Origin of the sequence: Nocardia farcinica, from assembly GCF_001182745.1 — a bacterium.
Lineage (GTDB): Bacteria > Actinomycetota > Actinomycetes > Mycobacteriales > Mycobacteriaceae > Nocardia > Nocardia farcinica.
The window spans coordinates 3562033-3577359 of the sequence record NZ_LN868938.1; the positions used below are offsets into that span (position 1 = coordinate 3562033).

Sequence of the window (15327 nt, forward strand, 5' to 3'; positions counted from 1 at the left end):
TCACCTCTCGGGTCGAGCAACCACACCCGTGCACCGCGTGCTGCGGACTTCCACGGCGATCCCGGGCACGCAACAATAACTGCCCGCGATGCTCTGCACATCGGTCGGACAGCGCGCATCATTGCAGCCGCGGTCCCGGTAGGCTACTCCGATCACAAACCGGACATCAGGTTCGGTCTGTCGCCGCCTCGTGCGCCGCGTTCAGCTCGTCGAGCGTCCGTCCGATCACCGCGAGACCGGCCGCCGTGGTCATCCGCCAGTGCGTGGTGGGCACCGCGATGGTGCGGATGGGTCCGTCGACCGCCGTGGCCCAGGTGGCCGCGCCCACGCTGCCGGTCGGATCGTCCTCGGCGGCGGCGAAATAGACCAGTTCACCGGCGAACCGACGGGGTCGGTACCGCTCGGTGACAGTCGCCGATCGAACGGCGGCGTCGAGGACCCGGGCGATGCGGTCGGCACCGAAGGAGGCGAACGGTTCGGGCAACTCGGCCAACCGGCGCGCGAGGCCGGCGGGATCGGCCCCGTCCACACCGTCGCCGACGGCCAGGTCCACGCCGGGGGCGTCGTCGCCGAGCAGGCCGCCGAGCAGTTCGGCCAGCGGCGCCTCCCCGGCCGGGATCGCGGACTCGGCGATCTCCGAACGCAGGTAGCTGTCCATCATCGCCAGCAGTTCGACCTGCTCGCCCTCGGCTTGCAGTTGCACCGCGATGGCGTGCGCGAGCACACCGCCCAGCGACCAGCCCAGCAGGTGATACGGTCCGCGCGGCTGCACCGACCGGATCTCCTCCAGGTAGCGCAGCGCCCACTTCTCGGTGGAGTCGGGCAACGTCTCGTCCGACCCGAGGGCCGGGGACTGCAGGCCGTAGATCGGCCGGTCGCCGCCCAGATGCGCGGCGAGCCCGGCGAAGGACCAGGCGATGCCGCCGAACGGGTGGATGCAGAACAGCGGCGCGCCCGTCCCCGCCCGCAGCGGCAACAGCACGTCGAACGCCGCACCGGCATCGAACGCCGGCGCTCCATCGGCACGTTCCGCGGCACCAGCACCGAGCACCTGCCCGGCGATCCCGGCCGGGGTCGGCGTGGTGAACAGCCACACCACCGGCACCCGCAGCCCGAGTTCCTCGCCCAGCCGGGCCGCCGCCCGAGTGGCGACCAGCGAATTGCCGCCGAGTTCGAAGAAGCTGTCGTCCATGCCGACCGAGTCGAGACCGAGCACCTCGGCGAAGACCCCGGTGATGGTGCGTTCCACCGGCGTTCGGGCCTGCCGCTGCGAGCGGGCGGCGAATTCCGGCTCGGGCAACATCTTCCGGTCGAGCTTGCCGTTGGCGTTGAGCGGCAGCTCGGCGAGCAGCACGAAGGCGGCGGGCACCATGTAGGAGGGCACCAGCGCGGCCAGGTGTGCGCGCAACGCTTCGGCGTCGAGCTCGCCGCTTCCCGGCTCGGGCACGACATAGCCCACGAGCTGGTCGCCCAGCTGCGCGTCGGTGTGCACCACGACGACGGCCTGGCGGACCGCGTCGTGGCCGAGCAGCGCCGTCTCGATCTCGCCGAGCTCGATCCGCAGACCGCGCACCTTGACCTGGAAGTCGGTGCGGCCCAAGTATTCCACCTGTCCGTCGGTGGTCCAGCGCACCAGGTCGCCGGTGCGGTAGAGCCGCTCCCCGTCGCCGAAGGGGCTGGCCACGAACCGGGCGGCGGTGAGGTCCGGGCGACCGAAATAGCCGTGCGAGAGCTGGATACCGGCGTGGTAGAGCTCGCCGGCGACACCGACCGGGACCGGCCGCAGCCGGTCGTCGAGCACGTAGGCGCGCACGTTCCAGATGGGGGCGCCGATGGGCACGATGCCTGCGGCGTCGGCGGGCACCCGCGCGGTCATGGTGACGACCGCGGTTTCGGTCGGGCCGTAGAGGTTGTCCAGCCGGGCCCGCGAGACCCGGCGCGCGGCCGCGGCCGTCTCGGCGGACAGCGCCTCACCGGCCAGCCAGATCACCCGCAGCGTGTCCAACGCGGCACCGTCGAGGGTGTCGACGATGGCGCGCAGCATCGACGGCACGAACGGGATGACGGTCACCCGCTCGGCGGCGATCACCTCGGCGAGGTAGCGCGGATCGCGGTGCCCGTCGCGGCCGGCGATCACCACCCGGCCGCCGGTGACGAAGGGCACGAACACGTCCCACACCGACATGTCGAAGGTGATGGTGGTCTTGAACAGTGACACGTCGGCGGCGCCGATCCCGTACTCGGCGACGAACCAGCGCACATGGTTGGCGACCGCGCGGTGCGGCACGGCGACGCCCTTGGGCCGTCCGGTCGAGCCGGAGGTGAACAGGATGTAGGCGGTGTCCGCCGGGCGCAGCGGCGCGCGGCGGTCGGCGTCGGTCACCGGATCGGCCGGGTAGCCGGACAGGTCCAGCGCGTCCACGTGGAGCACCGGTGCCCGCTCGGTGCGGAAATCGGCGGCGGCGTGGGTGAGCACACAGCTCGGCTCGGACAGGTCGAGCACGTAGGCGGTGCGCTCGGCCGGGTGGTCGGGATCCACCGGCACGTACGCCGCGCCCGTGCGCAGCACCGCGTGGATCGCCACCAGCAGATCGACCGACCGGTGCAGTGCGACCACGACCCGGGAACCGGGTCCGACACCCAGCGAGATCAGATGCCGGGCAAGGCGATTCGCCCGGGCGTCGAACTCGGCGTAGCTGACTTCGCTGCGCTGATCGGTGAGTGCGCCGTCGACCAGCGCCACCGCGTCGGGGTCGATGCGGGTGCCGGTGGCGACCAGCGAGACCAGCGTGGCCGACTCGTCGAGCGGGTGCGCGGTGGCGTTGCGGGTGGTCAGTACCTCGGTGCGTTCGGCGTCGGTGAGCCAGTCGACGTCGCCGACCGGACGGCCGGGTTCCTCGGCGAGCGCGGCCAGGACGCGTTCGAACCGCCGCGCGAAGCCTTCGATGGTGGCCGCGTCGAACAGGCTGGTCGGGTAGACCACCTTGCCCGCGATACCGGTGGGTTCGCCGTGCTCGTCGTAGCCGTCGGCGACCATCAGCTGCAGGTCGTATTCGGTCTGCTCGGACTCGAACTCCATGGCCGAGACCGACAGGCCGGGCAGCTCGAGACCGGCGCGGGCCTGGTTCTGGAAGGCCAGCATCACCTGGAACACCGGGTGCCGGGCGGTGGAGCGCACCGGGTTGAGGACGTCGACCAGATGCTCGAACGGGACGTCGGCGTTGGCGTAGGCGGCCAGGTCGGTGTCGCGCTGGCGGGCGAGCAGCTCGGTGAACGGGGTGGCGGAGTCGACCCGGGTGCGCAGCACCAGGGTGTTGACGAACATGCCGACCAGATCGTCGAGTGCGGCGTCACCCCGGCCCGCCACGGGCGTGCCGATGGCGATGTCGTCGGCGCGCGACCAGCGGGCGAGCAGCACCGCCAGCGCCGTGTGCACGACCATGAACAGCGTCGCGTGCTGCGCGCGCGCCAGCTCCAGCAGCGCGCGGTGGGTCCGCGCGTCGATGTGCACGGCCACCGCGCGGGCCGCGGTCTCCTGGATGGCGGGCCGCGGCCGGTCGAACGGCAGGCTCAACGCGTCCGGCAGACCGGCCAGCGCGGTGCGCCAGTACGCCAGCTGACGGGCGGCCGGGGAGGCCGGGTCGTTCTCGTCGCCGAGCAGTTCGCGCTGCCACAGGCTGAAGTCGGCGTACTGCACCGGCAGCGGTTGCCACGACGGCGCCTCGCCGATCTCGCGGGCGGCGTAGGCGACCATCAGGTCGCGGGTGAAGGGGGCCATCGACCAGCCGTCGGCGGCGATGTGGTGCACGACCAGCACGAGCACGTGCTCGGCCGGATCTTCGGCCACGCGGAACAGCACGGCCCGCACCGGTACCTCGCGGGTGACGTCGAAGCCGGTCCCCAGCTCGGCCGCGATGTGCTCGCGCAGCGCGGCGGCCGGCACGACGCGCGGGGTGAGGTCGGGCACCACGTGGTCGACCGGCAGGACGACCTGGTGGGCGGTGCCGTCGTGCGCGGGGTAGACCGTCCGCAGCACCTCGTGCCTGGCCAGCACGTCGGCGACGGCCTGCTGGAGCGCGGGCACCGACAGGGTGCCGGTCAGCCGGACCGCGGCCGGGATGTTGTAGACGGCGGCGCCGCCGTCGATGCCGTTGAGCAGCCACATGCGCTGCTGGGCCGGCGACAGCGGAATGCGCTCCGGGCGCGGCCGCGGCGTGAGCGCCGGGCGCCGTCCGGCGCCCGCCTGTGCCTCCACCCGGACCGCCAGCGCGGCCACGGTGGCGGCCTCGAACAGCAGCCGGACCGGCACCTCGGTGTCGAGTGCGGCGCCGATCCGGGCAGCGGCCTGGGTCGCGATCAGCGAGTTGCCGCCGAGGGCGAAGAAGTCGTCGTCGGCGCCGACGCGCTCGACCCCGAGCACATCGGTGAAGATCTCGGCGACGATCTCCTCCACCGGAGTGGTGGGCGCGCGGAACTCACGGGGCTCGAACACCGGCTCCGGCAACGCCTTCCGGTCGAGTTTGCCGTTGACGTTGAGCGGCAGCGCGTCGAGCACCACGAACGCGCTCGGCACCATGTACGACGGCAGCTCGGTGGCCAGCGCGGTCTTGATCGCCGCGGTGTCGACCTCGGCCGCGGGATCGGCGGGCACCACGTACCCGACGAGCCGATCACCGGTGTGCGGGTCCGAGTGCGCGGCCACCGCGGCCGCCGCCACGCCCGGCTGCGCCTGCAACACGGCCTCGATCTCGCCGAGTTCGATGCGGAAACCGCGGATCTTCACCTGGAAGTCGGTGCGCCCCCGGTAGTCCAGCTCCCCCGCGGCGTTCCACGCCACCACGTCGCCGGTGCGGTACATCCGCGCACCGGGCGTGAACGGGTTCGCGACGAACCGCTCGGCGGTCAGCTCGGGCCGCCCGAAGTAGCCGCGCGCCAATTGCGCACCCGCCAGGTACAACTCACCGGACACGCCGACCGGCACCGGCCGCAGCCTGCCGTCGAGCACGTAGACGCGGCTGTTCCACTCCGGCGCGCCGATCGGCACCGTCGACCGGTCGGCCTCGGTGACGAGGTGGTTGGTGATGGAGACGGCCGCCTCGGTGGGACCGTACAGGTTGAACAGCGCGGTGCCGGTGCGCAGCGCGCGTTGCGCCGACGCCGCGGGCAGCGCCTCACCGATCGCGAGCACCCGCCGCAGCGAACCGGGCAGTGCGTCGCCGGAGGCGGTGAGCAGCGCGTCCAGCATGGACGGCACCAGGTGCAGGGTGGTCACGCCCTCGCGCGCCATCAGCTCGGTGAGATAGGCGGGGTCGCGGTGCCCGTCGGGGCTCGCGATCACCAACCGCCCGCCGCACGCCGCGGCCGACCAGAACTCCCACACCGACAGGTCGAAGGTGGCGGCCGTCTTGAGCAGCACCGCGTCGTCGGCGGTGAGCTCGAATTCGCTGATCTTCCACCGCAACTGGTTCACCACGGCGGCGTGCGGCACCGCCACACCCTTGGGCCGTCCGGTGGAACCGGACGTGAAGATGACGTAGGCGGTGTGGTCCGGGCGCAGCGGCGCACGACGGTCGGCGTCGGTGATCGGCGCGGCCGAGTCCGCAACCGCGCCGTCGACCGCCAGCACCGGGGCGATGTCGGAGGTGAAACCCGTCGCGCGGTCGGTGAGGACCAGCACCGGTGCGGCCGTGCGCAGGATGTAGTCGGTGCGCTCGGCCGCCTGATCCGGGTCCACCGGCACGTACGCACCACCCGCACGGGCGACCGCGTACATCGCCACCACCAGATCGACACCGCGCCGCAGTGCCAACGCCACCCGATCCTCCGGGCCGACGCCGCGCGAGATCAACACGCGCGCAACACTGTTGACCCGGGCGTCGAGTTCGGGCCAGGACACCCGGCCGCCGTCCGGGCCGACCAGCGCGACCGCGTGCCCGGAGGCGGCGGCCGCCGAGGCGTCCAGCAGATCGGCGAGCGTGCCCGGGGTGAGCGGATGGTCGGTGGCGTTGACGTCCACGAGCAGGCGCTGCCGCTCGGCGGGCTCGAGCAGGTCCAGGTCGCCCACGGCGGTGCGCGGCGCGGCCACGACCGCGCGCAGCAATCGCACGAAACGCTCCACGAACACCTCGGCGGTCGCCCGGTCGAACAGCGCGGTGGCGTAGGTCAGGGCACCGCCCATGCCCGCGGGCGCGCCGCTCTCGTCGTAACGGTCGCCCACGATCCAGTGCAGATCGAACTGCGAGACATGCACATCCACATCCAGACCCGACACGCGCAGCCCCGGCAACTCCAGGCTCGCCTCGGCCAGATTCTGGAACGACAGGCCCACCTGGAACAGCGGATGCCTGGCCGTGGAGCGCACCGGGTTGAGCACCTCGACCAGCCGCTCGAACGGCACATCCGCGTGCGCGAACGCTTGCAGATCCGTTTCGCGCTGGCGGGCCAGCAGCTCGGTGAAGGGTTCCGCGCCGTCGACGCGGCTGCGGAAGACCAGCGTGTTGACGAACATGCCGATCAGGTCGTCCAGCACCGCCTCACCACGACCGGCGATCGGCGTCCCCACCGCCACGTCGTCACCACCCGACAACCGGGCCAGCAACACCGCCAACGCCGTGTGCACGACCATGAACAACGTCGCACCCTCAGCCCGCGCCAACTCCACCAGCCCACGGTGCAACTCGGCATCGATGCGAATGTCGACCACGCTGCCCTGGAACGACTGCACGGCCGGGCGCGGCCGATCGGTCGGCAGATCCAGCTGATCGGGCAGACCGGCCAGCTGGTCACGCCAGTAGGCGATCTGCTTGGCGGCGGGCGATTCCGGATCGTCCTCGCTGCCCAGCACCTCGCGCTGCCAGATGCTGTAGTCGGCGTACTGCACCGGCAACGGCGCCCACTCCGGGGCGCGCCCGGCCGCCCGCGCCGCGTAGGCCGTCATCAGATCCCGCGTCAACGGCCCACCCGACGAGCCGTCACCCGAAATGTGGTGCACCGACATCGCGAGCACGAAGTCCTCGGCCGTCACCCGGAACAGCACCACCCGCAGCGGCACCTCCCGGGTGACGTCGAACCCGGCACCGAGCAGTTCCGCCACCGCGGCGCGCACCTGCTCGGGCGCGACATCGCGCACCTCCAGCTCCGGCGAGGCGTCCCCGGACGGGAGGATCACCTGCACCGGACCGTGCGCGGTTTCGGGGTAGACGGTGCGCAGCACCTCGTGCCGCGCCACCAGATCCGCGATCGCCTGCCCGAGCGCGGGCACGTCCAGCGCGCCGGACAACCGGATCGCGATCGGGATGTTGTAGGCGGCCGACTCGGGCTCGAACCGGTTGAGGAACCACATCCGCTGCTGTGCCAGCGACAGCGGGATCCGCTCGGGGCGCGGGCCCGAGCGCAGTTCGGTGCGTCCCCCCTGCCCGGACAGTTCGGCGATCCGCTCGGCCAGCCTGGCCACCGTCGGCGCTTCGAAGATGAGCCGGGTGGGCACCTTGGTCTCCAGCAGCGCACCCAGCCGGGCCGCCACCTGGGTGGCGATCAGCGAGTTGCCGCCCAGCTCGAAGAAGTCGTCGGCGGCGCCGATCGGGGAACCGTCGCCCACCACGTCGTCGAAGACCTGCGCCACCATCTCCTCGAACCGGCCTGCGGGCGCGCGGAACTCCTTGGTGTGCAAGGCCGGAGCAGGCAGCGCGCGGCGGTCCAGCTTCCCGACCGGGGTCAGCGGGATCTGGTCGAGCACGGTGATCGAGGTGGGCACCATGTGCGCGGGCAGCTGCTGCTCGGCCAGCGCGGTGAGTTCGGCGGTGTCGAGCGGGCTGCCGTCGGCGGCGTGCACGTACGCGGCGAGGATGGTGCTGCCGTTGTCGAGCCGGTGCCCGACGGTCACCGCGAAATCCACGTTCTCGTGCGATGCCAGCACCGCGTCGATCTCGCCCAGTTCGATCCGGAAGCCGCGGATCTTCACCTGGAAGTCGTTGCGGCCCAGGTACTCCAGCGCACCGGATGCGGTCCGGCGGACCAGGTCGCCGGTGCGGTACATGCGCGCGCCGTCCCCGGTGAACGGGTTGGCCACGAACCGCCCCGCCGTCATCCCCGGGCGGTTCCCGTAGCCGCGGGCGAGCTGCGCGCCGGACAGATACAGCTCACCCACCACACCGGTGGGCACCAGCCGCAGCCGCGAATCGAGCACGTAGGCGGCCACATTGCGGATCGGCGCGCCGATCGTCACCAGCTCCCCCGGCCGCAACGGTTCGCTGATGTTGGTCATGATGGTGGTCTCGGTGGGGCCGTAGCCGTTGTAGAACTCGCGCACCGAGCCACCGGCCAGCGGCACCGCCCAGCGGCGCACCAGCTCCGGCGGGCAGGCCTCGCCGCCGGCCACCACCACGCGCAGATCGTCGAGTCCGGTGGGGTCGATGGAGGCCAGCGCGGCCGGGGTGATGAACGCGTGCGTCACCCCGGTGCGACGCAGCAGCCCCGCCAGCTCGGCGCCGCCGTACACCGTGGGCGAGACCACGACCATCGTCGCCGCGCCACCGAGCGCCAGCAACAGTTCCAGCACCGAGGCGTCGAACGAGGGCGAGGCGAAGTGCAGCGTGCGCGACTCCTCGGTGACCCGGTACCGCTCGCGCTGTTCCTCGCAGAAGCTCGCCAGCCCGGCCTGGGTGACGACCACGCCCTTGGGCAGACCGGTCGAGCCGGAGGTGTAGATGACATAGGCCGGATGCTCGGCCAGCAGCGGACGCACCCGATCCACGCCGGTGACCGGCTCGCCGGACTGCGCGGCGAGCAGGTCGACGGTGGCCGGGTCGTCGAGCACCAGCCATTCCACGTCGCCGGGCAGGTCGTCGCGCACGTCGGCGACGGTGATGCCGACGACGGCGCCGGAGTCGCCGAGCATGTGCGCGACCCGGTCGGCGGGATAGTTCGGATCGACCGGCACGAAACCCGCGCCGGTCTTGGCCACCGCCCAGCAGGCCAGCACCGAGTCGACGGAGCGCGGGATGCCGAGCGCGACGAGATCCTCCGGGCCGATGCCGCGCGCGATGAGCGCCCGCGCCAGGCGGGTGGACCGCTCGTCCAGTTCGGCGTAGGTCAGCTGACCGAGGGTGTCGGTGGCGTCCGCGCACAGCACGGCGACGCCGGCCGGATTGGCCTCCACGGCCTTGGCCATCAGCTGCGGGAGGGCGGTGAGGCGGGGGCGGCGGGTCCGTGCGGGGCGCACGCGGGTGGGGCGGGTCATGCGCCCGCTCCGACGCTCACGACGCGCTGCGAGGTCGTCTGCCACATACCCAACCGATCAACCATCCGGAACTTCCTACCACTTCTGCCGAGCGTGCACCGCCCGTCGGAGACACGGCCTGCGGTGCGTCGCCATCTACCCTGTCACGTCATGGACAGCGGTGCGTGAGCAGGTCAGCGCCCGCTCGGGCCAAGCAGTTGCTTGGCCCGAGCGAGTTCACCCACAGCTCATCGGTAGGACACGCGTCCGGTGTTACGGCGTCGGATCGGTGCGCTCCGCGGCGGTGAAGAAGCGGTCGAGGACCCGGCCGATCGCGGAGAGCCCGGCGGTGGTGGTCATCCGCCAGTGGGTGGTGGGGACCGGGTGGGTGTCGATGCGGCCGCCGATCGCGCTCGTCCAGGTGTCGGCGCCGAGGCGTCCGGTGGGCTCGTCCTCGACCGCGCTGAAGTAGACGAGGTCGCCCTCGAATCGGTGCGGCCGGTAGCCCGCGGTCACCCGGAGCGAGTGGCGCGCCGCGGTGAGCACCCGTTCGATGCGGTCGGCGCCGAAGGAGGCGAACGGCTCGGGCAGCTGGGCCAGTCGCCGCGCGAGTTCGGCGGGTCCGGGCGCGCCGTCGTCGATGCCGAGATCGGTGACCTGCTGACCGAGCAGCCCGCCCAGCAGTTCGGTCATCGGCACCGGCTCGGCCGGGATCATGCTCGGGTCGATGGCCTCCGGCAGGTAGCTGTCCATCATGGCCAGCAACTCCACCCGTTCGCCTTCTTCCTGCAGTTGCACCGCGATGGCGTGCGCGAGCACACCGCCCAGCGACCAGCCCAGCAGGTGATACGGCCCCTGTGGCTGCACCGACCGGATCTCCTCCAGGTAGCGCAGCGCCCATTTCTCGGTGGTGTCGGGCAGCGATTCGCGCGAGCCGAGCGCCGGTGACTGGAGGCCGTAGATCGGCCGGTCCGTCTCCAGATGCGCGGCGAGCCCGGCGAAGGACCAGGCGATGCCGCCGAGCGGGTGGATGCAGAACAGCGGCGCGCCCGTCCCCGCCCGCAGCGGCAACAGCACGTCGAAGGCCGTCCGCGAGATCGACCCCACACCGGTGCGCTCCGCGATGACCTGGGCCACCACCCCGGCCGGGGTGGGCGTGGTGAACAGCCACATCACCGGCACCGGGATCCCCAGTTCCGCCCCGAGCCGCGCCGCGACCCGGGTGGCCACCAGGGAATTCCCGCCGCGCTCGAAGAAGTTGTCGTCCAATCCGACCGCGTCCACGCCGAGCGCTTCGGCGAACACCGCGGTGACGGTCTCCTCCAGCGGGGTCGTCGGCGCGCGGAATTCGCGGGCCTCGAACACCGGGTCGGGCAGGGCCTTGCGATCGAGTTTGCCGTTGACGTTGAGCGGCAGCGCGTCGAGCACCACGAACGCGCTCGGCACCATGTAGGAGGGCAGCCGTCCCGCCAGCCGGGACGGCAGTGTGGCGACGTCGACGCCCGCGACCGGGTCGGACGGCACCAGATACGCGACCAGACGCTCGCCGGTGGTGGCGTCGGATTTCGCCGCCACCGCCGCCGCGGCCACGCCCGGCTGCGCCTGCAACACGGCCTCGATCTCGCCGAGTTCGATGCGGAAACCGCGGATCTTCACCTGGAAATCGGCGCGTCCCCGGTACTCCAATTCCCCGCCGGAATTCCACGCCACCACATCGCCGGTGCGATACATTCGCTCGCCGGCGGCGAACGGGTTCGCGACGAACCGTTCCGCGGTCAGCTCCGGTTTGCCGAAATAGCCGCGCGCCAGCTGCGCGCCCGCCAGGTACAGCTCACCGGAGACCCCCACCGGCACCGGCCGCAAGCGGGCGTCGAGCACGTAGACCCGGCAGTTCCACTCCGGGCGGCCGATCGGCACCGAGATCTGATCGGCGTCCGTCACGTGGTGGCCGGTGATCGACACCGCCGCTTCGGTGGGACCGTAGAGGTTGAACAGCGCGACACCGGAGGCCAGCGTGCGCTGTGCCAGCGCGGCGGGCAGCGCCTCACCGATGGCGAGTACGCAGCGCAGCGAGCCCGGCAGGACCTCGCCGGAGGCGGTGAGCAGCGCGTCCAGCATCGAGGGCACGGTGTGCAGGACGGTGACGTTCTCCCGTTCCATCAGCTCGTGCAACCGGGCCGGGTCGCGGTGCCCGTCGGCCGCGGCGATCACCAACCGCCCGCCGCACGCCGCGGCCGACCAGAACTCCCACACCGACAGGTCGAAGGTGGCGGCCGTCTTGAGCAGCACCGCGTCGTCGGCGGTGAGCTCGAATTCGCTGATCTTCCACCGCAACTGGTTCACCACGGCGGCGTGCGGCACCGCCACACCCTTGGGCCGTCCGGTGGAACCGGACGTGAAGATGACGTAGGCGGTGTGGTCCGGGCGCAGCGGCGCACGACGGTCGGCGTCGGTGATCGGCGCGGCCGAGTCCGCAACCGCGCCGTCGACCGACAGGACCGGGGCGACCTCGGTGGTGAAACCCGTGGCCGCGTCGGTGAGGACCAGCACCGGTGCGGCCGTGCGCAGGATGTAGTCGGTGCGCTCGGCCGCCTGATCCGGATCCACCGGCACATACGCACCACCCGCACGGGCGACCGCATACATCGCCACCACCAGATCGACACCGCGCCGCAGCGCCAACGCCACCCGATCCTCGGGGCCGACGCCTCGCGCGATGAGGGTGCGGGCCAGGCGGTTGACCCGGGCGTCCAGCTCCGGCCAGGAGATCCGGCGGCGATCGGCGTCCACCAGGGCGACGGCGTGGGCGGAGGCCGCGGCCGCCGAGGCGTCCAGCAGATCGGCCAGGGTGCCCGGCGGGAGCGGATGGTCGGTGGCGTTGACGCCGCGCGTCAGTCGCTCCCGCTCGACCGGATCCAGCAGATCGATCTCGCCGACCGCGGTGCGCGGGGCGGCGACCACCTCGCGCAGCAACCGCTCGAACCGGTCCACGAAGCCGCGCACGGTGGCCGGGTCGAACAGCGCGGTGGCGTAGGTCAGGGCACCGCCCATGCCCGCGGGCGCGCCGCTCTCGTCGTAACGGTCGCCCACGATCCAGTGCAGATCGAACTGCGAGACATGCACATCCACATCCAGACCCGACACGCGCAGCCCCGGCAACTCCAGGCTCGCCTCGGCCAGATTCTGGAACGAGAAGCCGACCTGGAACAGCGGATGCCTGGCCGTGGAGCGCACCGGGTTGAGCACCTCGACCAGCCGCTCGAACGGCACACCGGCATGGGCGAACGCGCGCAGATCGGTTTCCCGCTGGCGGGCCAGCAGTTCGGTGAACGACTCACCGGGGTCGATGCGGCTGCGGAAGACCAGCGTGTTGACGAACATGCCGATCAGGTCGTCCAGCACTGCCTCACCACGACCGGCGATCGGCGTGCCCACCGCCACGTCGTCACCACCCGACAACCGGGCCAGCAACACCGCCAACGCCGTGTGCACAACCATGAACAACGTCGCACCCTCGGCCCGCGCCAACTCCACCAGCCCACGGTGCAACTCGGCATCGATGCGGATATCGACCACATCGCCGTCATAGGACTGCACGGCCGGGCGGGGTCGGTCGGTCGGCAGATCCAGCTGATCCGGCAGGCCCGCGAGTTCGGCCCGCCAGTAGGCGATCTGACGCGCGGCGGCGGTGTCCGGGTCGTCCTCGCTGCCCAGCACCTCGCGCTGCCAGATGCTGTAGTCGGCGTACTGCACCGGCAACGGCGCCCACTCCGGGGCGCGCCCGGCCGCCCGCGCCGCGTAGGCCGTCATCAGATCCCGCGTCAACGGCCCACCCGACGAGCCGTCACCCGAAATGTGGTGCACCGACATCGCGAGCACGAAGTCCTCCGGGGCGACCCGGAACAGCACGATGCGCAACGGCACCTCGGCGGTGACGTCGAATCCCGCGCCGAGCACGCCGGCGACGGCCGTGTGCAGCTGTTCCGGCACGACGTCGCGCACCTCCAGCTCCGGGGTCCGGTCGCCCGGCGGCAGGATCACCTGCGCGGGCCCCTCGGCGGTCTCCGGGTACACCGTCCGCAACACCTCGTGCCGGGCGACCAGGTCCCGCACGGCCGCGGCCAGCGCGGGCACGTCCAGCGCGCCGGTCATCCGCAGCGCGATCGGAATGGTGTAGGCCGCCGAGTCCGGCTCGAACCGGTTGAGGAACCACATCCGCTGCTGGGCCAGCGACAGCGGTATGCGCTCCGGACGCGGACCCGCCCGCAGGGCACGGCGGGTCTCGTGCCCGGTGGTGTCCGCGAGCCGGGCCGCCAGCCCGCTCACCGTCGGCGCCTCGAAGACCGCGCGCGCGTCCACCCGCACACCCAGTTCCGCCCCGAGCCGGGCGGCCACCCTGGTGGCGATCAGCGAATTGCCGCCGAGTTCGAAGAAATCGTCGTCGGCACCCACCCGCACGTCCCCGCCGAGCACCTGCGCGAACACGCCCGCGACCAGCTCCTCCAGCCGGCCGGACGGCGCCCGGAACTCGGTCGTGCGCAGGACCGGCGCGGGCAGCGCCCGGCGGTCCAGCTTGCCGACGGGGGTCAACGGGATCTCGTCGAGCACGGTGATCGCGGTCGGCACCATGTGCGCGGGCAGCGCGGCCGCGGCATGCGCGACCAGCGCCTCGATGTCGATCTCGGCGCCGTCGGCGGGCACCACGTAGGCGGCCAGCACCGTCGCGTCGTTGTCGAGCCGGTGCCCGACGGTGACCGCGAAGCTCACCGATTCGTGTCCGGCCAGCACGGCGTCGATCTCACCGAGCTCGATGCGGAAGCCGCGGATCTTCACCTGGAAGTCGTTGCGGCCCAGGTATTCCAGATCACCGTCGGCGAGCCTGCGCACCAGGTCGCCGGTGCGGTAGAGGCGGGTGCCCGCCTCGAACGGGTTCGCCACGAAACGGGACGCGGTGAGCGCGGGCCTGGCCCGGTAACCGCGCGCCAGCTGCGGGCCCGCGATGTACAGTTCGCCGACCGCGCCGACGGGCACCGGGACGAACCGCTCGTCGAGGACGTACTCGCGCACCGTGCGCAACGGCGGGCCGAGTGTCACCGGCCGGTCGGGGGCGAGCGCGTCGCTCAGGTTGGTCACGATGGTGGTCTCGGTGGGGCCGTAGCCGTTGAAGAACCGGCGGCTGCGGCCGTCGGGGAGCGGAATCGTCCAGCGCCGCACCAGCTCCGGCGGGCACGCCTCACCGGCCGCCACCACCACCCGCAGGTCGTCGAGTCCGGCGGGATCGAGCGAGGCCAGCACCGAGGGCGTCATCCCCACGTGTGTCACCCGCTCGCGCCGCAGCAGTTCGGCCAGCTCGGCGCCGCCGTACACGGTCGGCGGCACCACGACCAGCGTCGCGGCGCCCGCCAGCATCAACAGGTGCTCGAACACCGAGAGATCGAACGAAGGCGAGGCGAAGTGCAGCACCCGGGACGCGCCGTCCACCTCGTAGCGGGCGGCCTGCTCGGCGCGGATGCCCGCGATGCCCGCGTGGGAGACCACGACGCCCTTGGGCAGCCCGGTGGAACCGGAGGTGTAGATGACGTAGGCCGGGTGCTCGGCGCGCAACGGCCGCGTCCGGTCGGCGTTGGTGATCAGCTCGCTCGACTGCGCCGCGCACTCGGCGCGCACGCGCTCACCGTCGACGACCAGCCAGTCGACCTGCGCCGGAAGGCTATCCGCCACCTCGGCGACCGTCAGGCCGAGCACCGCGCCCGAATCGGCGAGCATGTGCGCGACCCGGTCGGCGGGATAGGCCGGGTCGACGGACAGGAAGCCGGCACCCGTCTTCGCCACCGCCCACATGCCGACCACCGACTCCAGCGACCGGGGCATCCCCAGCGCGACCAGATCCTCCGGCCCGACGCCGCGCGCGATCAACGCCCTGGCCAGGCGGGTGGAGCGCGCGTCGAGTTCGGCGTAGGTCAGCGACCCGAGCGTGCGCGTCGCATCGGCGAACACCACCGCGGTGCGGTCGGGGCTCGCTTCGACAGCGGCCGCCAACAGCTGGGGAAACACCGGGACGCGTGGCCGCCGGGATCGGACGGGGCGGCTACGCGCCCCGCTCACCGGGT

General features: G+C 72.2%; 2 pseudogenes. Both read right to left on the reverse strand.

Annotated features, from left to right (window positions below):
* Window positions 1–166: 166 nt before the first annotated feature.
* Window positions 167–9238 (reverse strand): annotated as a pseudogene (locus AMO33_RS16685) (amino acid adenylation domain-containing protein); the annotation flags it as partial.
* A gap of 252 nt (window positions 9239–9490) precedes the next feature.
* Window positions 9491–15259: pseudogene (locus AMO33_RS16690) on the reverse strand (amino acid adenylation domain-containing protein); the annotation flags it as partial.
* Window positions 15260–15327: the final 68 nt, after the last annotated feature.